Annotated in this window: 28 protein-coding genes; 18 read left to right on the forward strand and 10 right to left on the reverse strand. The window is 35.3% G+C overall.

Annotated elements, in window-relative coordinates; all coding sequences use genetic code 11:
* Window positions 1-24 precede the first annotated feature (24 nt).
* From H3R33_RS01980 to H3R33_RS02025, 10 genes are all read right to left on the reverse strand, one after another.
* Window positions 25-318: a MarR family winged helix-turn-helix transcriptional regulator gene (locus tag H3R33_RS01980; RefSeq protein ID WP_155569419.1), complete on the reverse strand. Its 294-nt coding sequence runs from the start codon at window positions 316-318 to the stop codon at window positions 25-27.
* Between the two features lie 132 nt (window positions 319-450).
* Complete coding sequence (locus H3R33_RS01985; protein ID WP_198184645.1) at window positions 451-753, reverse strand: hypothetical protein; 303 nt, start codon at window positions 751-753, stop codon at window positions 451-453.
* A gap of 20 nt (window positions 754-773) precedes the next feature.
* Window positions 774-1,700, reverse strand: a complete 927-nt coding sequence (locus H3R33_RS01990) for a hypothetical protein (RefSeq protein WP_198184646.1) — start codon at window positions 1,698-1,700, stop codon at window positions 774-776.
* Window positions 1,690-2,178, reverse strand: coding sequence for a siphovirus Gp157 family protein (locus H3R33_RS01995; RefSeq protein WP_198184647.1), 489 nt, complete (start codon window positions 2,176-2,178; stop codon window positions 1,690-1,692). The genes H3R33_RS01990 and H3R33_RS01995 overlap by 11 nt, the downstream gene beginning before the upstream one ends.
* On the reverse strand, window positions 2,171-2,518 hold the full coding sequence (locus H3R33_RS02000; RefSeq protein ID WP_198184648.1) for a hypothetical protein: 348 nt from the start codon (window positions 2,516-2,518) through the stop codon (window positions 2,171-2,173). The genes H3R33_RS01995 and H3R33_RS02000 overlap by 8 nt, the downstream gene beginning before the upstream one ends.
* Before the next feature lie 160 nt (window positions 2,519-2,678).
* The gene (locus H3R33_RS02005; RefSeq protein WP_196424204.1) at window positions 2,679-2,975 is read right to left on the reverse strand and encodes a helix-turn-helix domain-containing protein; all 297 of its coding nucleotides are present in this window, start codon (window positions 2,973-2,975) and stop codon (window positions 2,679-2,681) included.
* Between the two features lie 303 nt (window positions 2,976-3,278).
* Window positions 3,279-3,581 carry a helix-turn-helix transcriptional regulator gene (locus tag H3R33_RS02010; RefSeq protein WP_155572405.1) on the reverse strand — a complete coding sequence of 101 codons (303 nt, stop codon included), beginning with the start codon at window positions 3,579-3,581 and terminating at the stop codon, window positions 3,279-3,281.
* Window positions 3,582-3,703: 122 nt separating this feature from the next.
* Window positions 3,704-3,955 carry an AlpA family transcriptional regulator gene (locus H3R33_RS02015; RefSeq protein ID WP_198184649.1) on the reverse strand — a complete coding sequence of 84 codons (252 nt, stop codon included), beginning with the start codon at window positions 3,953-3,955 and terminating at the stop codon, window positions 3,704-3,706.
* A 647-nt stretch (window positions 3,956-4,602) separates the two neighbouring features.
* Window positions 4,603-5,580, reverse strand: coding sequence for a hypothetical protein (locus tag H3R33_RS02020; protein ID WP_198184651.1), 978 nt, complete (start codon window positions 5,578-5,580; stop codon window positions 4,603-4,605).
* Between the two features lie 310 nt (window positions 5,581-5,890).
* On the reverse strand, window positions 5,891-6,232 hold the full coding sequence (locus H3R33_RS02025; protein WP_198184652.1) for a helix-turn-helix domain-containing protein: 342 nt from the start codon (window positions 6,230-6,232) through the stop codon (window positions 5,891-5,893).
* 91 nt (window positions 6,233-6,323) lie between these two features.
* On the opposite strand from H3R33_RS02025, the gene H3R33_RS02030 reads away from it, so the two are divergent.
* The 18 genes from H3R33_RS02030 (at window position 6,324) to H3R33_RS02115 (ending at window position 19,492) form a co-directional block, all read left to right on the forward strand.
* Window positions 6,324-6,518, forward strand: a complete 195-nt coding sequence (locus H3R33_RS02030) for a Cro/CI family transcriptional regulator (RefSeq protein ID WP_155572409.1) — start codon at window positions 6,324-6,326, stop codon at window positions 6,516-6,518.
* A 112-nt stretch (window positions 6,519-6,630) separates the two neighbouring features.
* Window positions 6,631-6,882, forward strand: coding sequence for a hypothetical protein (locus H3R33_RS02035; RefSeq protein WP_198184653.1), 252 nt, complete (start codon window positions 6,631-6,633; stop codon window positions 6,880-6,882).
* Window positions 6,864-7,070, forward strand: coding sequence for a hypothetical protein (locus H3R33_RS02040; RefSeq protein WP_198184654.1), 207 nt, complete (start codon window positions 6,864-6,866; stop codon window positions 7,068-7,070). Before H3R33_RS02035 ends, H3R33_RS02040 begins: the two co-directional genes overlap by 19 nt.
* Window positions 7,071-7,109: 39 nt before the next feature.
* Window positions 7,110-7,253, forward strand: a complete 144-nt coding sequence (locus H3R33_RS02045; RefSeq protein WP_198184655.1) for a hypothetical protein — start codon at window positions 7,110-7,112, stop codon at window positions 7,251-7,253.
* 230 nt (window positions 7,254-7,483) lie between these two features.
* Window positions 7,484-8,332: a hypothetical protein gene (locus H3R33_RS02050; RefSeq protein ID WP_198184656.1), complete on the forward strand. Its 849-nt coding sequence runs from the start codon at window positions 7,484-7,486 to the stop codon at window positions 8,330-8,332.
* A complete protein-coding gene (locus H3R33_RS02055; RefSeq protein WP_198184657.1) occupies window positions 8,332-9,183 on the forward strand; it encodes a hypothetical protein in 852 nt (283 codons plus the stop codon). Before H3R33_RS02050 ends, H3R33_RS02055 begins: the two co-directional genes overlap by 1 nt.
* Window positions 9,180-9,530 carry a hypothetical protein gene (locus H3R33_RS02060; RefSeq protein ID WP_198184658.1) on the forward strand — a complete coding sequence of 117 codons (351 nt, stop codon included), beginning with the start codon at window positions 9,180-9,182 and terminating at the stop codon, window positions 9,528-9,530. The genes H3R33_RS02055 and H3R33_RS02060 overlap by 4 nt, the downstream gene beginning before the upstream one ends.
* A 296-nt stretch (window positions 9,531-9,826) precedes the next feature.
* The gene (gene ssb / locus H3R33_RS02065; RefSeq protein WP_198184659.1) at window positions 9,827-10,240 is read left to right on the forward strand and encodes a single-stranded DNA-binding protein; all 414 of its coding nucleotides are present in this window, start codon (window positions 9,827-9,829) and stop codon (window positions 10,238-10,240) included.
* 9 nt (window positions 10,241-10,249) lie between these two features.
* A complete protein-coding gene (locus H3R33_RS02070; protein ID WP_198184660.1) occupies window positions 10,250-10,813 on the forward strand; it encodes a hypothetical protein in 564 nt (187 codons plus the stop codon).
* 23 nt (window positions 10,814-10,836) lie between these two features.
* Window positions 10,837-11,391, forward strand: coding sequence for a hypothetical protein (locus H3R33_RS02075; RefSeq protein ID WP_198184661.1), 555 nt, complete (start codon window positions 10,837-10,839; stop codon window positions 11,389-11,391).
* A gap of 17 nt (window positions 11,392-11,408) precedes the next feature.
* Window positions 11,409-12,317, forward strand: coding sequence for a DUF488 family protein (locus tag H3R33_RS02080; protein ID WP_155580619.1), 909 nt, complete (start codon window positions 11,409-11,411; stop codon window positions 12,315-12,317).
* A 10-nt stretch (window positions 12,318-12,327) separates the two neighbouring features.
* Window positions 12,328-13,122, forward strand: coding sequence for a hypothetical protein (locus tag H3R33_RS02085; protein WP_155580618.1), 795 nt, complete (start codon window positions 12,328-12,330; stop codon window positions 13,120-13,122).
* A gap of 180 nt (window positions 13,123-13,302) precedes the next feature.
* Window positions 13,303-14,025: a DNA/RNA non-specific endonuclease gene (locus tag H3R33_RS02090; protein ID WP_198184662.1), complete on the forward strand. Its 723-nt coding sequence runs from the start codon at window positions 13,303-13,305 to the stop codon at window positions 14,023-14,025.
* 91 nt (window positions 14,026-14,116) lie between these two features.
* Window positions 14,117-14,446, forward strand: coding sequence for a hypothetical protein (locus tag H3R33_RS02095; protein WP_155569815.1), 330 nt, complete (start codon window positions 14,117-14,119; stop codon window positions 14,444-14,446).
* Entirely contained in the window at window positions 14,385-15,848 is a 1,464-nt protein-coding gene (terL, locus tag H3R33_RS02100; protein ID WP_232342108.1) for a phage terminase large subunit, read from the forward strand. Before H3R33_RS02095 ends, terL begins: the two co-directional genes overlap by 62 nt.
* On the forward strand, window positions 15,842-17,311 hold the full coding sequence (locus H3R33_RS02105; protein ID WP_198184663.1) for a DUF1073 domain-containing protein: 1,470 nt from the start codon (window positions 15,842-15,844) through the stop codon (window positions 17,309-17,311). Before terL ends, H3R33_RS02105 begins: the two co-directional genes overlap by 7 nt.
* Window positions 17,274-17,999, forward strand: coding sequence for a phage minor head protein (locus H3R33_RS02110; protein WP_198184664.1), 726 nt, complete (start codon window positions 17,274-17,276; stop codon window positions 17,997-17,999). The genes H3R33_RS02105 and H3R33_RS02110 overlap by 38 nt, the downstream gene beginning before the upstream one ends.
* 8 nt (window positions 18,000-18,007) lie before the next feature.
* A complete protein-coding gene (locus H3R33_RS02115; RefSeq protein ID WP_198184665.1) occupies window positions 18,008-19,492 on the forward strand; it encodes a DUF2213 domain-containing protein in 1,485 nt (494 codons plus the stop codon).

The raw sequence follows: 19,492 nt of genomic DNA on the forward strand, positions 1-19,492 counted from the left end.
TTTTGTCTTGTTTGATCTTTTATATTAATGAATGGCACCAATATTTTTCATGTACTGGATACCGGTATCGGTTTTTGTAACCTTGATTTTTCTGTCATCGCATAAATGTTTTTCACGTTTTACAAGATGTATTTCTTCCAGGCGATTGAGTGCCTTGCAAACATCCGCTCTTGATAGATTGAGATCGTTTGCATAGTAACCCGTACTGTCCTCAATTCCATCCATATAGACCATTGTCATTATCGCGAATTGCCTGACAGTTAGACAGAATCGTTTTCTTGCTGATTTTTTCACGATAGATGATAATTTGTTATTCATGATCTCGCCTCATTTAATCACTGGTGTTTATTTCTATTATTCATAACGTTTGACAATGCGTATCCAAACCATGCGGAACTGGATATCAATATTGTCAGCAACACAATCATATCCATCTGGAAAATCCTTGTGTCAGCGGTTTATTTCACTTAATTTTTGCGGTCTCAATCTCCAGCAGCTGATTGATGATGTAAGTATCGCCACCTCGTCATAATTATCATCAAGACCATATGAAATTGTGCTTCCAATACGGGTAAGATAAAACAGTTCATCCGTTTCGTCCCTGTAATTCGGATCGTCCTCATAATAGCGGTATCCCCAGACCTCCAACTGGCTTGGTCTTAATCTGTCAATCGCAAAATTGTAAAAATCCTTTCCATTGCAATCGTACCATTTATCAGGTTTTATACTGTTTTTTTCATGAATTGCCAGCATTTCAATATATCCCCTGTCAATCAGCAGTCAGGCATTTCCTCAATGAAATCATCATGATATTCCTGATTGAGACTATCCGCCTTTTGATTTACAAGTTCATACAGCCTTTCTTTCTGTTCATGACTTATCTCACTACATAGATTTATGAATTTTGAATGCCGTGTAAAATCCTCAAGTTTTCTGGTTGTTTCTATTGTTTTGATATATTGGAAACAGCGTTCATATTTGTCTTCAATGTCATTGTTTGACAGGTTGCCATCACCGTTATGGTTAATTTGGTTGCTAAACCTGTTATTGTCATCGCACGTATGACTGTCATCTTTCTGTCTGCAACCGTTTTCCTCATGCTGGTAATCATTTGCCTCTTCACGGGTTATCAGGCCATTCAGCAAATCAGGAAAAGCGTCCCTGAGAGCGAAACCACGGGCCCTCATTTGCAGCATTCTTTTTGGGTATGATAACCAGACACCTCTTTTTGTAAGTCCAGCCTTTTCGGCATCTTTCCAGCTAAAAGAGCCTGTTATCTCATTTTTGAAACCTCTTCTCCTGACCTTGCATATAGCTGTCAATGTATTGATTTGTGATTGATCCCCGTCAAGATATTCCTCTATACTTTCACAAAGAGGGGATGCCTTGCATATCGCAAGCATTGCATCGCCATATATGGAAGGCCTGTCATTTATAACGGCTATATTCTGCAAGGAAAGCATTGGGGAAAGTCCAAGCTCGGCACCCATCTGGATGGCGCATAATATGTCATTCGGTTTACCCCTGTAATTTTTGGGAACAAAGTTTGTTCTTGCCAGTCTATCGGAAAATAAAATCAATTCCTGAAAACTGTTTGGTTCAAACTTTGTACTCGATCCGACAGGTTGCTTATGTTGAATTGATTGAACAGATTGAACAGGCAGGTTTTCCCTTGGAAGTGTGACTACTTTATTGTTCATGGCTATTTTCTCCCGCATATGGATTTGCATTTTTACTTACCGGCGTAATTCTCAATGTTGGTGGCCCACCATTATTCAGATACGCTCCATTTATTTCCTCACCCTTGCGAAGTCTTTTCGCTATCTCGGTCTTGTCAGGTTTGGGAGGGGACATTAACTCAGGATGCTGCCTGGAAATAATGTCGGGATCAGATATGATGCAGGACGGAACCGGACTGACAAGGGAAACTGTCAGGTCTTTTGTCTTGTAGCTCAAGACACCATCTTTTTGCATGTTTTCAGTAAGCTTTAATTTTGCCAGTTCCGTAAACGATTTTATCGCACCAACGAACCTGTTCAATGTATACACGGATTCAGCCAATCTATGATCGTCCGGCATATTCTCTCTTTTCATGATCTGAACATACTCATTGAAAATCGGTTTGATCAGGTCGTTATGTTTCTCTTTCAGGAAACTGTCTATATCAGTATCATGCATGGCCATTTATGCCTTTCATTCCAAAAATTGAATGATTTACATCAAGTATCGCCTCTCTTAGGGAGATACTGTTTTGCAGTTCTTTAACCTGGCGTTCATATTCCTCACGCTGGTCACGGTAATGTTTCGCCCTTTCCTGATTGAGACCGGCTATCCTTATTTCACAACGCTCCATTTTTTTTATATTGTCTTTCAATGAACAAATCCTGTTTTTCATTCCCTGTATTTCTAATTCATAAAAATGAATGATATACGAATCATGACTGTCATACCGTTTGTCGATCTCACTGGAAGAATTTTCTGGACAAAACAGTTTTTTAATAGTACTGATAAAATACATTATTTTTTACTCCATTATGGGTTAGGGAAAAGATCGAGTTGCCGCTCGGTCTTTTTTTTGTTTGTACTGTAGCCGATCAAAAGGTTTTTGTTTCCTTTATGACTCTAACTTACTTAATAAGTAATATTAATGTCAAATATTTTATTACTTTAAAAGTAAATTATTTTTTCTTTTGCATAATATTTCCAACTTCAATCCATGCGTTATAAGTGTCTTTATCCATATTTTCACTTATTCTTCTTGCTTTAAAGAATCGTGTGATATCTTCGGGATCAGAAAGTAATTCAGGAACTGTTATATTAAAATATTCAGCAATATTCTTTAATCTTGTTAAAGTTACATCATTAACTCCTGTTTCCCATCTTGATACAGTAGGAACGCTAACATTCATATAGTCAGCAAGCTCTTCTTGTGTTTTGCCAATCTTATCTCGCCATTTTTTGATATTATTCTGCATTAAGATTCCTCCTAATGCATTATCGATTATTTGTATTTCTGAAAACATAACGTTATACGTAATTTTTGCTTGACAAGTAATTTACTTATAAAGTAATAAATTAATTAACAAACAGCTCATTGACCTTGTGAATATTTAAGACCGTGGCTTTGTCATGGTCTTCCCTAGTTGGGATTTATGATGAATTATGTTTCATTATATATTTCCTTACGGTATTAAAGATTTTGTTTCCTTTATGACCTTAATTTCGCATAATGCGTTATATCAGTCAAGATATTTATTTAACATCATGCGAAATTAATTTTATATATTAAGCATGATCCTGATAGATTGTTGAATATTCATGGGAGCTTTTCTGTAGTTTTCCAAAATTTTCTGTTCTTCTCTGGTATTTTTCTTTTGTCGATTCTCATTAAAAAATATAATTTCATCTAGTGTGTCATCGAAATACTCCGCAATCTTAATCAACTTTGATAATTCAGGGTTATTTCGTCCTCTTTCCCAGTCACTAATAGAGGTTATGGACGCTCCGGCAATTTCTGCCATCATCGCTTGCCCGATACCTTTACTTTTTCTGTACAATTTAAAACTATTTCCTATTTTCATATCTCCATTAGATATTAAAATTGCGAAAATTAATTAGCATTATCCGTTATTTTAATATTGACAATTAAATCGCATTATGCGAAATAAGTAATGATAACAGCTCATTGACATTGTGAATAGAACTAGGATGTGGCTTTCGTCATATCCTTTCCCTCTGTGGGGATTCCTTTTTGAGGAAGAATGTTAAACTGTTTTCGTTCCCATGCCTCAATGGCGGGAATATACCATTTAACAAAACGAACAACTTTTGCCTTGAACCCTTGAGGAAAATTATTTTCACTGATCAGATAGTCCAGGGTTGTATAATTAATGCCACCTAATCGCTGGCATACCTGTCCCTTGTTTAACCATTTGGAATCTATGTCATGTTTCATGGTTTGCCTCTTTATAGTGTTGGTTGAAGGGTGTATCAATCATTCCTGTAATCTACAGTAAGAGATTCTTACATTACTGTCAATAGGAAATGTAAGAAAAATTTACATAATTTTTATTATTAATTGTTTTTTTTAATTAGATTTTATACCGTTTTTGAAATATCTAAATTTCAATATATATTTGAGTATATCGCTGCCTAAGTGAATTTATTTTTATAAATTATTCTTCATTAGTTTTGTCAAAAATATCATCTTTAAGTGTTTGTATAGCCAAAAAGTTAATGATGAAATATATGATAGAATAAATAATAACTATATTGTAAGCTACGCTTAAATTAAATCTAACATGTAAGTGAGAATAAATAACTATATTTTTAGAACTGTTATCGATACTATTAAGCAAAAAGCATATGGAAGCTAGAGAAAAGTGTATAATAAATAATTGCGATATATGTTTTATATTTTGTCTAATTTTTTTAATATATTTTTTGTTTTTTACTCCTGTTAAATTAAATGTTACGATTAACCCTAAACCTATTGAAAACATAATACCAGAAATATTAAAAACAGTTGATGTAAAGGTTGAATTAGGTCTTAGTAAAGTTATAGATGAGTATACAACTGTACATATAATAATAATGCAAATTTTAAGAAGTGCTTTTTTCATTATTTATTTCTGCTGCATATTTGCTCATATCTTGCATAAGTTTTATTTCATTTAGATTGTTATTTTTTGTCATTGGGATCATTACCTCTTTATGTTTTGAAATCTTATCTCCATGTGCTATTATTTTACCATGTTTATCTTTAAAAGTGAAGTTTTGGAGATCAGATACAGGTTTTAACATTGCCCCAAATTTGTTTTGGTAATCTTCTTTTGTCATTTTCCGTGGTTTTTTGAATTTAATTGTTAAATCTACATCAATAAATTCATCTATATTTATTTCTTCTAATGACTTAGCATCTTGTAATATATTTCTAATTTGCTCTATCCCTAAATTTTTTAGAGTTATTATTGTTGAAACAATAGTTGAATGAGAAGAAGTTTCTTGATCTTGATTTTTTCTTAAAGTAATGTTTATTGCTTCATCACCTATTGTTATTTGTTTAACTTCACTCAGTTTAATATTTTGAGTTTCAATAATAGGGGTGAATTCTACTAATGTATTGCTAGTAAACCAATTTAGATAGGTTTGCAGGTTTTTAATAGTTTGATTACTCGGCAGATTTGTAATTAATACATCACTTTGTAATAAAAAATAATAGGAATCAAGGCAAGTAATAGAATTTGCAGAGTTAGAGTTTGTTTTTATATCTTCAAGTGTAAATGTTTTTTTATCTAATATTTTTTCAGAAAAAGCTTCATGATTGTCTCCTGGGGCAATACGCATCATAAGACAAAAAATAGCTGTAGGATTATCTATAAAATTGTAGAATGAAATAAGATCTCTTTCACCATTTTTTTCGTTATGATTTGCAGGCATTGCTCGACTACCAGAATTCGATGATATTATTAATTTATCTTTTAAAATCTTATAAAAATCACTTGTTGTTTTATCTATTCTTGAATTGTTAATTTGAAAAGCTCTTAACGTAATTCTTTTTTCTTTATTTTTAGTAGGCATAATAATTTCCTTAATGCAATGATTGGATATTAAAGAAATTGTTTTTAAATATAAAGTGAATTTTGGGTAATTGTTTTCTTTATTTTGTGTTAATTATAATTTTACCTTTCCTACACTGTTTAAAGACCAAATTACCAAGCTTTGTATAGCAATCTAAAATTTTGATTTGATGAATTATCTTGATTTTGCATCCTTATTTTGATTGATTTCTTTTTTTTTAATAAGCTAATATTAGCGTTATATAGTTCAATATTTGTTATATGATAAAAATACTTTAATTTACTTTTTTGTCATTCGGGATTTATATTTTTTATTTGTTGGTTTTCTCATTATGTTGAGCCGCATCAGTCATCAGCTTTAAAAACATATCCGCTTTTTCCGCATTCATGTTTCTAAAGGCGAAAAGTAATCGAGCCTCTTTTTTATTGAGCGTATAAGTGGCTTCATCTTTATTCTGGCTATTGACAAGCCAATCTACGGAAACTTCAAAAAAATTTGCCAACGCGACCAAAGTTTCCCTTCCTGGAGCCTCTCTTCCTCTTTCAATGCCAGTCAAAAATGGACGCGTAATTCCTATGGCGTCCGCGACCGTGACTTGAGAAAGGTTTCTAAGCTGTCTTAGTCTCTTAATTTTTTGACCTAAAGTTTCCATTTTTCTATAAAACTATAAATTAATGATTATTGTGATTGTTTTACTTACTTTTTATATTGATTTTAAGGTAAGAATCTCTTACATTAATTTTATGATGAATTTAAAAAAACTTATTCATAAAACAGGCGGCCCTTCTTATTGGGGGAAAAAATTGGGAATTTCACATTCTGCTGTTTGTCAATGGAAACAGGTACCACCCAAGCGGGTAGTCGAGGTTGAACATATGACAGGTATCCCCCGTGAAGAATTGCGTCCTGATATTTTTAAAAAAATACAGGGGAGTTAGAAAAAATTCTTAGGCCCATACTTTCTTCCTCCATAACTATTTTGACGAACAGTTATAGTTATGGAGGAAATTGTTGAAAATTTTTAGTCAAAAAAAGTGTAAAATTTTTACCATGGTTACCAATGAATTTTGTGTTGAGATGACTCAACGACACATACAGAAAAGATATGGAAAAGTGCGTAACGCTCCAAAGCTTGTCGCTGTTAAGCGTGGTTGGTCAATGGTCACTTTTAAAAACTGGCTATATGGTAAAAACGCACCGAGAATGCAGGACTTGATTACCCTAATGGCTGATTGTCCTGAATTGGAAAAAGAGATCATAAGAACAGTAAAGGAAACCAGAAAGTGTTTACAGGAATTATAACAGCTGCTTGGCGTGGTTTTGGATTTGACCATGGTGATGGCTTTATCGAATTGCGATTGGGTTTTCTGTCTTTTGCATTATGTAAAGGGGAAATATGGTCTCAAGTCATTATCATGAATAATCAGGCCAGAAAATTGCTGGAGGTTAATCGTGATTTGCAGGAAAAGGTAAAACAGGATGGAAAATAGGAAGGGACTGAACCGGCGATATAAAGGAGTGGATAGACAATGGTCAGTGAACAGGAATTCAGGAAATATTTATGCGAGGCGGTCGATAAAATAGAGGATTTCGAGGTTGATAAAAAATGTATCAACGAGGATATCAGGAGAATCTATTTGATGTCTATCGTCGTGCGTTGGGTATGTAAATGAAAAAATATAGACATGAAACACTCAATTGTGGGGGTCAGAGTTTCGACGCCGCGACACCCCACAATGCCCACTCTTTTGAAAGTAAGAGCAATGATAAAATTAGAGAATGATTCAAAAATTGTAAACCCGGTAAATATAAAAGGGTCTTACTTTACAGAAAAAGTATATCCAGTCCACGATATATATGAAACGTCGATTTTCCCCGGGAACCATACGGAAGGGGAATTATCATGACAAATATGCCTAAAAATCATAGCTGGGTAAAGTTTTATTTCAAAGACTGGCAACTCGATATAAATCTTCAAAGCTGCTCTTATGGCGCAAGAGGTTTGTGGTTTGAGTTGATCGGTCTCATGACACGGTCTGATCGTTACGGATATCTGGAATTGAACGGACAGCCGATGACGATCACTCAAATAGCCAATTTCACAAACGGTCACAAACAATATGTCATCCGTTATCTGGCGGAACTGGAGAAGAAAGGTGTTTTATCAAAAGACGAAAACGGTGTTATCTTTTGTCGACGCATGACCAGGTCTGTCACGCCTTCTGTTACCAGGCCTGTTACCGATGGTGTTACCACCCCTGTTACCGGTAGTGTTACCAAAAGTGTTACACAGATTTGCGGTAAACAGCCAATAAATCAAGATTCGTCTATATATAAGAACAAGAACAAGAATAAAGAACAAGATATATCTACTAACGTAGATAATATACCCCCTTTAATTCCCCCTGATGAAAAAAAGCAGGTCAAGCCAAAATCCAGAAATCCATTGTCTGGAACAATTTTGCCAGACGATTGGGAGCTGACGGATAAAAACCGTCAATGCGCGTTGGATGAGGGAATTGATCCAGAGAACACTCACAGGGAGTTCTGTGATTATTGGCGTTCAAAAGCTGGAGCGAATGCCAAAAAACGGGACTGGAACGCGACGTGGCGCAACTGGTGCAGAAGATCGTCCCAATACCGGAATATTCATCCTTTCCCAAGGAAAAACTGGCAAAATTGCAATCAGGAAAAACCGGGCAAGTTTGACTGGATGATTGAGGAACACAATGAACGATACGGAGGTTTTTGATGAACCAGGTAAGAACGTCAGGAAATCAATCCCTGCAGATGGTTATCGCTTCCATTCCACAATGGATCAGACAGTTTAGAAATCATGCGGGTATTTCCAGATATTCACGAGAAGGCATGACTGACCTGGTGATCTCTTCCAAACCTGTCGGTATCGATGAGAAATCACGTCGGGAGGCGAAAGAGCATCTTGATCGATTGATAAACATGTCCTCAATTCCGCTGACAATGGAAACTGTCTGCAAGGTTCTGTCGATTGTGAATGTGCAAGTCGCAAATTCCTACGGAAAAAATGATTTTAGTTTCAGGGTGAAGGCGACCTATGGAACATTCCGGAATTATCCGGATTGTATATTCAACGAGACAATTGCCTACAGGTTGTCAACCATCAGCAAATTCTTCCCGTCAGCGAACGAGATAAAGCGGGTTCTTGATGAGGAGAAAAAGAAACTGGATGACGAAATCGAAAATCTGAAATCTATTGTGAATGGCGTATTTTCATCAGGGAAAGATAGCGTTCTGGAAGAGATGGAAAGAAAACGCGTGAAAGAGGCAAGAATAAGGGAAAAAGAGGAAGAGGAATACAGTCTGAGGATAAGGGCAATCAGGGAGCGTTTGAAACCTGTCGACAATCTTGTTACCGAGATGGATGAAGTGGTTGAAAGGTATTTCCCGGATGATATCTCGAGAAGGGATCATGACCGGATCATTCAGTTCCTTACAGAGAAAATGAATGAAATTGAGGACGAGAGAATAAGGAATATTTTTCTTGAAAAAATCAGGCTGGTTGAAAGTGCAAAACGTCAGTTTGAGATAATCAGCAATGCCGGATTGATTGTGGGAGTTGCATGATGGATAATAAACAGGTTACAAACAACTATAATATCAAAATATCCCCTGAAAACGAGAATAAAATCGATGAGGTTGTTTTTGATATATCTGCGATGTTAAAGAGCAATGAAAAGTTGTCCAGGGCTATTTCAGCCCATCTGACACTGGTTCTTTTACAAATACAGGAAAGATCAACAAATCCTGGCAAGTATTGCAATAATACAAAAGTATCAAAAGAAACATTGGAAAACAGGCTTTTTGCACTCAATAACTTTCTTGTTCCATTAATGACGGAATATGGAATTCCGGTCATGGAGGATTTGGATGCTTATTTAAAGGATTATGGAAATGGACATCAACGCAATTAACCATGCAAAAATCATGTATGTTTCTTTACATGATTTATGTGGTTTTATTTCTATTACTTGTTTTATTTTTATATTTTTATCAATAATTTTAATATCTGTTAAATATTTTTCCTATGAAGATGAATATGAAATATCACCAAAAAGAGGTTCTAAACATATTAAACGATTATCTATATTTGTCATAATTTTATTGATATTGTTTATTCCTTCATTAATCATCCCATTTTATTACAAAAGCCAGCTTGTCGTTTCAGGAATGAGCGAAGAACAGATAAGCAAACTGGTGGGGAAATAAGATGTCCGGTAGCATAAACAAGGTAATCATTGTCGGTCGTCTTGGTCGTGATCCTGAAATGAAGTCAACGCGGCAGGGAAACAGGATCGCTTTGTTGTCCGTTGCGACTGGTGAAAGATACAGGGACAAAAATACGGGTGAAACGAAAACGCTGACCGATTGGCACAGGATCGTTGTATTTAGCGATAACATGGCTGGATATGCGGAAAAATACCTTAAAAAGGGTGATCAGGTCTACATAGAGGGCAGGATCAAGACCCACACATGGGACGACAATATGGGAAACAGACGGTATGTTACCGAGATCGTTGTCAGTGATTACAAGGGTAGTCTCATAAATATCGGCAATCAGAGACGTGACCAGAATTCATCGGGAAACAATGACGGTTTCCATGATGACGAAATACCTTTCTAGGAATTTTACATGACAGAACGTGAGAAAAATGACTGGTACGTCGAGCCTGTGGAATGTACCAGAGCCTTGATCAGGGCGGAGGAAATATACGGTGGGTTGGGAAACACAATTCTTGATCCATGCTGTGGACAGGGAAACATACTCAATACCCTTTATGAACATGGTTACCATAATGTCGAGGGTGGCGATATCGAGGACAGGGGGTACAGAACAACTTGTTTCCAGCAACGTGATTTTCTTGAGTATGAAAATGAAAGGCGGTGGGATTGCATCATATCCAATCCTCCTTACAAACATGCTGAAAAGATTGCATGGAAAGCGTTGAGACAGTCAAGACACCGTGTCTATCTGTTCCTCAACATAACATTCTATGCATCAATGGCACGCGAGGATCTGTTCAGGCTTGGCAAGCTTGCACGGGTTCATACATTCGTCGAGAGGATCACGATGTATCCAGGCGATTACCAGAATGTTTCAAGAAACAGCGGCACCCAGACCTATGCATGGTTCGTGTTCGACCATGGATGGAAAAGACCGACCGCAGAACTGGATCGCATATCCATTAAAAACTGATCAGGCAATGGAATATTTAGAGCATGGCAAGAAAAAACAGGAATACAAGGTCAATTCCACCGATTATAAAGTTGCATAATCTTGAAAAACGTTTTGCAACACGTGAAATTGTCCTGGAAATCGGTGTAAATCCGGAAAATCCAAAGCAGAAAGAGACAAGGATACGTCGTCAATGTTCGTATGACAGGCTTCTAAGTCGTTGCGTAATAACACAGAAACAAAGGGATTGCCTGGACAGGTTCGCGATATTGTGTGAACAGTCTGTTGGAAGGACAAAGAACATATATGCGACAATCAGCGATCTTTTCCATAACAAGAAGATATACGGACGTGATTTTGAACCAACATTCAGGCAAAGCCGTGCATTTGAAAAGATTTTCAAGATCAAAAATATGTTGGGTGTATTTAATAGCGATATCATTGTCATGCTTGCAATAGGTAATATGGATTGTCAAGAAATAGGGAAACGTTTGAATATCGAGAAAAATAAACTGTACGGGAATATTAATTCGGCCTGTATACGCTTGGAAGAGATAATGGAAAGTGATATTGGTAAAATATATTCTTCACCCATCTAATAAAATTATTAATTATTATGTCTTATAGAAAAAATATTAAACTTTATAAACGTCAAAAATTATTGCTTGCACTATTGCAGGTGTTTGATGGGTGTTTGTCTAGCTTGGAATTACAGGAATATCTTTTTTTATATACAATTTTATATCAGGAAAATAAAAGTTATGAATTTATCCCTTCTAAATATGGTTGTTTTTCATATCAATCTTATGCAGATCGTCGGAAATTGATTGATTTTGGATTGATCGATTCCAGTGATAAATGGAGATTGATAACAAGTAATGATTATATCAATGAGTTGGATAATATAGAGCAAAAAAGACTTACATTATTTATAAATCGTTTTAAATATCTTAAAAATAAAGAATTAAGCCGTTATATTTTTAAAAACTATCCTTATTATGGAATAAAAAGCCAGATCATTTCTGAAATATTGAATAAAGATGAGTTATATCTAATTAATAAAATACGACCAAGGCAACAAGACTCTACATTTTTTACTATTGGATATGAAGGAATCACACTTGAGAATTATTTAAACAGTTTAATTAAGAATAATATAAGTGTTCTTTGTGATGTAAGAAAAAATGCAATAAGTCGTAAGTATGGATTTTCTAAAGATTCATTAAAACAAATATTAAAACAGTTAAATATTGAATATTGTCACTTACCAGAATTGGGAATTGTTTCGGAATCTAGAAAAGAATTAAATACTCAAAATGATTATGATAATTTATTTGATTCATATGAAAAATATATTTCTACGGAAAAGTCGGAATATTTGGATAAATTAAAAGTTATAATGGACAATAACAAAAGAATTGCAATAACTTGTTTCGAATCTGTATATATAAAATGTCATAGAAGTAGAGTGGCAAAGTTACTAGCATCCAGACCGGATTGGAATTACAAAATAAAACATATTTAAGAAGGTAAAAATGGAAAATGCTAAAATTTTTATTGTAGTAAAAACATATCCAAGTCGTTCTTCTAAATATATTGAAACCGTTTGTACCGCTGGATTTAGAGAGGATGGATCATGGATTAGATTATATCCTATACCTTTCCGGTTTTGCGATTATAAAAATCGTTATAAAAAGTATCAATGGATTGAAGCTAAAATAGAAAAAAATACAAAAGATACACGTCCAGAAAGTTATAGAATCGTAGATGTAGAAAAAATTAAACCAGGTGAATTGATTGATACTAAAAAAGATGGATGGGAAAAGCGGAAAGATATAATATTTAAAAAAAGTAAAATTTATAAAAATAAAAATGAAATTATAAATTTAGCTTATGAAAATAAAATTTCCTTAGCGATATTTAAACCAAAAAAATTTATTAATTTCCATGTTAAAGACGTTGATAAAAAGAAACAGGAAATATTTTATAGGGGTATGGTGGAACAACCTGATTTTTTTGATTTATCCGATACTAACAAGCGCGATTTAATGCCATTATTATCAAAAAAATTTTTTTATGAATTTATTGATGATCAGGATAAGAAAAGCACGTTAAGTATTATAGATTGGGAGGTTGGGCAATTATATCTTAATTGTTTGAAAAATTCAAATAGTGAAGAAGAAGCTGTTGAAAAAGTTAAAAAACAATATTTAGATAATTTTTTCCAAAAAAAAGATTTATATTTATATTTAGGAACTACTTATAAGTGGCATTATAGAAAACCTAAAAACCCTTTTGTAATAATAGGGGTTTTTTATCCTCCCCGATAAAAAAATAAAAATAACACTTGCACGAGTTCAACTCGTATGATACATTTTTATCAAAATGGATAATTGTCTCTAGCAAAGACTAGAGTTTATGATAAATAGTTATCATAATTGATAAATGGATAAATTGATATTAAGATTTTCCATATCTTGTTAATTAATTTATCCAATTTATTAGTATATATGTTACGATTATTTTTTCTATTTTGCTTTTCTATATATTTTAGTGAAAACGTTAAATCACAAACAACCTGTTCGCAATTTTATTTAAACAATAAACCTCCAAAAGTAAATATCGTTACTCATAACACTTGTTATAACAAGTATGCAATTGGATATTCAGATATTACATTTGGAAATATATATTCAGCAGAAATATTAACCAAGGATCAAATCCAATCCACATTTCGTATGAAACGATATGGACATTTTGATTATAAAAATTCTGTTATAAGAAATTATATTAAAACAGGTTATGATCGTGGTCACATGACTCCTAGTGGGGATATGCCTGACTATAATTCACAAGTTCAGACTTTTATATGGAAAAATATTATTCCACAAGATCATCATTTGAATAGTGGAAAATGGAATTGGATAGAACACCAAACAAGATTGTTGGCTTTAAAATATCAAAAGTTATATGTAGTTACAGGCCCTATATTTAATTTACCTGTCAAGACAATTGGATATTTTCATATATGGGTTCCGTATGCTGTGTTCAAGGCCATTTATATTCCGGTATTGAATAGAGGGGCTGTATATGTATGCTATAATAAAAACAATTCAACCTGTTATATAACAAGCATTTCCTTTTTTACTCATAAAACAGGTATAGACCCATTCCCAGCTTTGGGTTCCAGTGTAAAACGCAAGAAGTTTGAACTGCCAAAATTGCATGACTGAAGATATTTAGTTTACGATCAAAACAGCAGAAAACCAATATTGTTTGAAAAAAAATCAAATAAATCAAATAAATCAAAAATGAAGACTAAAAATGGCGCGTGGTGGTTACAGAAACGGAGCTGGTAGAAAGAAAGGTTTGCGAAACAAGATATCCGCCAAGAAGGTTCTTGCAAAAATTGATTCTGAAGATTGCAAGGATCCATTGACAATTATGGTTGATATTATGAATAGGGCTTATGCAGAAGATGATTATCGTCTTGCATTGGAAGCGGCAAGGGGTGCCGCTCCTTATATACATGCAAAGCTGTCAGAATCAAAAGTTGAATTAAATCAAGTTAAACTGGATAAAATGAGTGACGATGAGCTTAATAGACTTATCGAGGATGGAGAAGAGACAGTTAGCGAAGAAGAGGATACTTAGAGAACTGTCATGCCGAAAGCTTGCACGGCAGAACTTGATTGATTTTACTACATATACAAAACATGATTATCACATAGGTCAACATCATCATTTATTATGTGAAAAGCTTGAGGCGGTTGAACGAGGTGAAATTGATCGCCTGATGGTTTTCATGCCACCGCGTCATGGAAAAAGTGAACTTGCTTCCAAAAGGTTTCCTGCATGGTTTTTGGGACGCAATCCTTCAAAACAAATTATTACGGCAAGCTATTCAGCTAAACTTGCGGATAAATTCGGTCGTGATGTTCGTAATTTGGTGGCTTCAAATAAATTTCAATGTTTATTTCCTGATGTGACACTTGCAACCGACAGTAAGGCAAAGGATTTATGGGAAACAAACAAAGGTGGTGTTTTCCTAACAGCAGGTGTCGGTGGAAGTATGACTGGTTACGGTGGGCATCTGGCAATAATTGATGATCCTGTTAAGGATAGGCAAGATGCGGAAAGCGAAGTGATGCGTGAAAATATCTGGGATTGGTACAAGTCAGTTCTAAGAACACGAATTATGCCTGGTGGGGCAATCATTATCGTTCAGACACGTTGGCATGTTGATGATTTATCAGGAAGATTATTGAATGAAATGAATAATGGTACTGGTGAAAAATGGGAGGTTATTAATTTACCAGCTATTGCAAATGATAGTAATGATTTATTAAACAGAAATATCGGCGATCCTTTATGGCCGGAAGCTTATAATCGAGAAGAGTTGGAGCAAATCAAAAAGGCAGTCGGTGAACGTGATTGGTCAGCTTTGTATCAAGGTGAACCAACGCTATCAACTGGATCAATTTTCAAAGTCAATATGCTAAATATTGTTGATGCGGCTCCTACTAATTCTCAAGTTGTCAGGCGGTGGGATTTTGCCGCCTCAAAAGATGTTGGAAAATACGATCCTGATTGGACTGTCGGCGTTAAAATGCAACGTAATACGGATGGAGGATATACCATTCTTGATATCGTGAGATTGCGTGGCTTGCCTGATGAAGTTGAAAAAACAGTCAAGGCTGTTGCCAGTCAGGATGGTTATGATGTTAAGATTGTTATCCCACAAGACCCAGGACAGGCCGGTGTGGCACAAGCGCAATATTATGCAAAAATCCTTTCAGGTTATAAAATTGAGGCTGTCAGGGAAACCGGAGATAAAGCCACAAGAGCAGATCCTTTTGCATCACAGGTTAATATAGGAAACGTGTCCCTGCTAAGAGCAAACTGGAACAGGACTTATATTGATGAATTGGCAGCTTTTCCAAGTGGATCGCATGATGACCAGATTGATGCTTCTTCTGGGGCATTTGAACAAATATGTCTTAAAGAAAATATAACCGCTTTTTATGAACGTATGGCAGATGGTTTAATATGGTGAAAATAAAAAGAAATTATAGAGGAGGATCCAAATCAAAATCCAAATCCAATGTTAATGATGGCTATATTAATCCATTAACAAGAACAGGTCGTCATCAAAGAAATCTTTCATCAGGAAGTGGATACAATTACAACATTGTAACTCGTGACAGGGCTCTTTTAGATAGTATTTATCGTGGTTCATGGGTTATTGGCAATGCGGTTGACTGTGTTGCTGATGATATGACACGTGCAGGAATTGATATCCTTGGTTTGGATGATCCAAATGAATTGGCGGCTATACAGTCTCAAATTTCAAATTTAAATATATGGGCTTCAATTGGCGAAACAATAAAATGGGCAAGGTTATATGGCGGTTCAATCGGTATTTTAATGATCGATGGTCAAAATCCGGAAACTCCATTAAATATGGAAACGGTTGGGAAGGATCAGTTCAAGGGTATTTTCCCATTAGACCGTTGGGTTGTTAATCAAAATCTTATTCAAACAGTTCATAAATTTGGTGGAAATTACGGCTATCCTGAATGGTATGATATTTTACCAAGTTTTGAACAGATATCAGGTGGTTGGGTTTATGCTGGAAGGAAAGTTCATTATACACGTGTAATACGGATGGATGGCATTAAATTGCCACCATATTCCAGGCAAACAGAAAACGGATGGGGGATGTCTGTTGTAGAGAGAGCTTTCGATATCCTTACCGCATTTGATAGTGCGACATTGGGAGCCGCACAACTTGTCTATCAGGCAAGATTAAGAACTTTAAAGCTCAATAATTTATCTGAGGTTATTGGTAGCGGTAATAAAAAAGCCGTGGAGGGTTTATATAAAAGACTTGAGTATATAAGATCACTGCAATCCAATGAAGGATTGACCTGTCTGGATGCAAAAGATGAATTTGAAGTTTCAACATATGCATTTACTGGTCTGGATTCAATATTAATGCAGTTTTCAGCTCAATTGAGTGGTGCATTCCAAATACCCCTAACTCGTTTAATGGGACAAAGTCCTTCTGGTTTTGCAACTGGTGAAAGCGAGATTCGTCAATATCAGGAAGGAATTGCCCAGAGACAGGAGGGGTATAGAGGTGCGGTTCATAATATTTTAAAATTATTATATCAATCTACTTTTGGAAAGGCAGCACCAGAAACTCTTGATTTCAGATTTAATTCATTATGGGGATTAAATGAAAAAGAAAAAGCTGAATTGGCATCTACTAGAACAAATATGGTTATAAGTGCGTTTGAATGCGGATTGATAACCAGAGAGACAGCTCTTTCTGAATTAAAGGCAAAATCTGATGAAGATGGTGCATGGGATACAATTTCACCAGATTTGATAGAAGAATCTAAAAATGATCCACCGCCCATTGATGAGAACAGGACTAATCTTACAAGTATTCCTAATCATATAATGGAAAATAATAATGAAAAGACAGGACAAACCAAGGTTCAGTCCATCTAGGTCAGCTTCTCTACAATATGAACGTTCTTTAAGGAAAATCGCTGTAAATATAGGTAAGCTAATAGAGCGGATTGGTGATCCTGAAAAAATACTTAAAGACCCTTCAAATATAGAACGTATTCTTCATAATTATGCCAATGAACTAACTCCGTGGGCTGTTAATATTGCAGAAAACGTTATTAAAAATGCTGAACAAATAAATAAAAAACAATGGTTTACATATGCAGATGAAATCGGGATTGGTTTAAGGGAAGAGTTAAAAAACACTGATATCAGTAATGCTTTTGACCAGATTTTAAAGGAACAGGTGCATTACATAACCTCTTTACCAATAGATGCGGCTGAACGTATTCAAAGGTTGGCAAAAGAAAGCCTTATTCGCGGTGAAAGATATGATCAGATTAAAGATGATATCATGAAATCAGGTCTTGTTACTGAAACAAGAGCCAGACTTATTGCAAGAACTGAAATGAATAAAGCTTCTTTTGCACTTACCAAGGCAAGGGCAGAACAAATTGGTTCACCTGGATATATATGGCGTGCGCATAAATACAAACGTACCAGACCTTCTCATAAATCAATGAATGGTAAATTTGTTAAATGGGATGATCCTCCAACATTGGATAACCTAACCGGTCATGCTGGTGCATTACCTAATTGCAGGTGTTTTACCCTAGTTCAATTTTGAGATTAAAAATGAATAAAGTTAAGATGAAAGATACCTTACCTTATTTGTTAAACGATGTGTTTACGATAGGAAAGGAAGGTATAACGCGTGAGCGTTTGCCAGATGGAGGTATCTTATGCAGAAATGTTCCTTTCGCCAGAACAGGAACAATGGAATATGGTATTTCTGAATTGGGCGGACAAATGGATACCAATGATGATCCTATTGATTCACCAAATGGGATTATTACTGTTCATCGTGATGGTGATTTATTATTTAGTCAGCCCGTCATTGAAAGTTTTGAAGCATCTCCAATAACATTACAACATCCACCTGTTTTTGTTAATCCTGACAATATGAATGAATATACACAAGGTACCATTCGAAATATTAGACAGGGTGAGGATGCTTTAAATAATTACCTCTTGGCTGATCTGGTGATTAGAGGCAGAGATGCCTTGAATGCAGTTGAAAGTAAGAGATTGCAAGAGGTAAGTCCTGGTTATGAAGCTGAATATGAACCTATTGAAGGTAAGCCAGGACATTATAAACAAACATCCATGATTGGTAATCACCTTGCAATTGTGGATCGTGGACGAGGTGGCAGAGGTGTCCGTATTGGAGACAATCATAATTTTCAAAGGAAAAAAAGAATGGGTTTTAAACCACTTAAATGGGCGGAGAAAGCATTGAACGCTATTGCGGCAAACGATGCTGAAAGCCTTGGCAATGCTATTCGTGAAGGAGCAAGTGAAGTGCCAGACCAAGATACTAATACAAGACAGGAGCCAATACCTCCAAAAATCATGCCTAAAGATAAAGAGGAAGGTGAAGGTAATACAGAAAATGGCCAAACCATGCAAAAGCAAATTCTGGATGCCATTACAGGGTTGGGCGGTAAAATTGACGCTTTGGTTAATGCGTTAACAAATACAGCTAAAACATCTGATGATAATGGTCAACAGAATAATGGTAATCCATCAAGTGAAAATTCAAACCAATCTGTATCAGAACCATCAACTGTTGGCGACGATAATATCGAAGAAAAGAAAGTTGAGAAAACTGTAGAGGATGAAGTGTCAGCTTTGGTTGAGGAAGGTAAACAGGCACCAATTGGTGATGCGGCTTTTGTTTATCTGAGACAAAACACATTGGCAAATGCTGAATTGCTATCACCTGGCATTAAAACTGGTGCAATAGATATGAAAGCCAAGAAAGCTGATCAATATAAAATGATCAATGCAACTCGTATCGCCGCATTGGAACGGGGATTAAAAGGGGAAAATGGAGACATTATTCGTCAATTTATTGGCAATAAACCACCTCGCAACATGACAAGTGATGCCCTTTTCACCGCATTCCAGGCCGCTGGAACAGCAGTCAAATACAATAATAACAACAATAATAATACTGGCGGAAGTATGTCGGCCAGATCAGTAGTGGGAAATAGTGAAATAACTTTAGCTCATATTAATAATATTAATCATGAATTTTGGAATAAAAAACAGGGATAA

The organism is Commensalibacter sp. B14384M2, assembly GCF_016101865.1.
Lineage (GTDB): Bacteria > Pseudomonadota > Alphaproteobacteria > Acetobacterales > Acetobacteraceae > Commensalibacter > Commensalibacter melissae.

Coding starts and splice junctions, on each gene's coding strand:
- H3R33_RS02070 (WP_198184660.1), top strand. CDS start 10,250: ATGACAGAACGTGAGAAAAATGACTGGTACGTCGAGCCTGTGGAATGT.
- H3R33_RS02075 (WP_198184661.1), top strand. CDS start 10,837: ATGGCAAGAAAAAACAGGAATACAAGGTCAATTCCACCGATTATAAAG.
- H3R33_RS02115 (WP_198184665.1), top strand. CDS start 18,008: ATGAATAAAGTTAAGATGAAAGATACCTTACCTTATTTGTTAAACGAT.
- H3R33_RS01980 (WP_155569419.1), bottom strand. CDS start 318: ATGAATAACAAATTATCATCTATCGTGAAAAAATCAGCAAGAAAACGA.
- H3R33_RS02030 (WP_155572409.1), top strand. CDS start 6,324: ATGATGAATTTAAAAAAACTTATTCATAAAACAGGCGGCCCTTCTTAT.
- H3R33_RS02080 (WP_155580619.1), top strand. CDS start 11,409: ATGTCTTATAGAAAAAATATTAAACTTTATAAACGTCAAAAATTATTG.
- H3R33_RS02105 (WP_198184663.1), top strand. CDS start 15,842: ATGGTGAAAATAAAAAGAAATTATAGAGGAGGATCCAAATCAAAATCC.
- H3R33_RS02060 (WP_198184658.1), top strand. CDS start 9,180: ATGATGGATAATAAACAGGTTACAAACAACTATAATATCAAAATATCC.
- H3R33_RS01995 (WP_198184647.1), bottom strand. CDS start 2,178: ATGCATGATACTGATATAGACAGTTTCCTGAAAGAGAAACATAACGAC.
- H3R33_RS02035 (WP_198184653.1), top strand. CDS start 6,631: ATGGTTACCAATGAATTTTGTGTTGAGATGACTCAACGACACATACAG.
- terL (WP_232342108.1), top strand. CDS start 14,385: ATGAGCTTAATAGACTTATCGAGGATGGAGAAGAGACAGTTAGCGAAG.
- H3R33_RS02050 (WP_198184656.1), top strand. CDS start 7,484: ATGACAAATATGCCTAAAAATCATAGCTGGGTAAAGTTTTATTTCAAA.
- H3R33_RS02000 (WP_198184648.1), bottom strand. CDS start 2,518: ATGTATTTTATCAGTACTATTAAAAAACTGTTTTGTCCAGAAAATTCT.
- H3R33_RS02110 (WP_198184664.1), top strand. CDS start 17,274: ATGAAAAGACAGGACAAACCAAGGTTCAGTCCATCTAGGTCAGCTTCT.
- H3R33_RS02020 (WP_198184651.1), bottom strand. CDS start 5,580: ATGCCTACTAAAAATAAAGAAAAAAGAATTACGTTAAGAGCTTTTCAA.
- H3R33_RS01985 (WP_198184645.1), bottom strand. CDS start 753: ATGCTGGCAATTCATGAAAAAAACAGTATAAAACCTGATAAATGGTAC.
- H3R33_RS02025 (WP_198184652.1), bottom strand. CDS start 6,232: ATGGAAACTTTAGGTCAAAAAATTAAGAGACTAAGACAGCTTAGAAAC.
- H3R33_RS02010 (WP_155572405.1), bottom strand. CDS start 3,581: ATGAAAATAGGAAATAGTTTTAAATTGTACAGAAAAAGTAAAGGTATC.
- H3R33_RS02015 (WP_198184649.1), bottom strand. CDS start 3,955: ATGAAACATGACATAGATTCCAAATGGTTAAACAAGGGACAGGTATGC.
- H3R33_RS02055 (WP_198184657.1), top strand. CDS start 8,332: ATGAACCAGGTAAGAACGTCAGGAAATCAATCCCTGCAGATGGTTATC.
- ssb (WP_198184659.1), top strand. CDS start 9,827: ATGTCCGGTAGCATAAACAAGGTAATCATTGTCGGTCGTCTTGGTCGT.
- H3R33_RS02090 (WP_198184662.1), top strand. CDS start 13,303: ATGTTACGATTATTTTTTCTATTTTGCTTTTCTATATATTTTAGTGAA.
- H3R33_RS01990 (WP_198184646.1), bottom strand. CDS start 1,700: ATGAACAATAAAGTAGTCACACTTCCAAGGGAAAACCTGCCTGTTCAA.
- H3R33_RS02045 (WP_198184655.1), top strand. CDS start 7,110: ATGGTCAGTGAACAGGAATTCAGGAAATATTTATGCGAGGCGGTCGAT.
- H3R33_RS02085 (WP_155580618.1), top strand. CDS start 12,328: ATGGAAAATGCTAAAATTTTTATTGTAGTAAAAACATATCCAAGTCGT.
- H3R33_RS02005 (WP_196424204.1), bottom strand. CDS start 2,975: ATGCAGAATAATATCAAAAAATGGCGAGATAAGATTGGCAAAACACAA.
- H3R33_RS02095 (WP_155569815.1), top strand. CDS start 14,117: ATGGCGCGTGGTGGTTACAGAAACGGAGCTGGTAGAAAGAAAGGTTTG.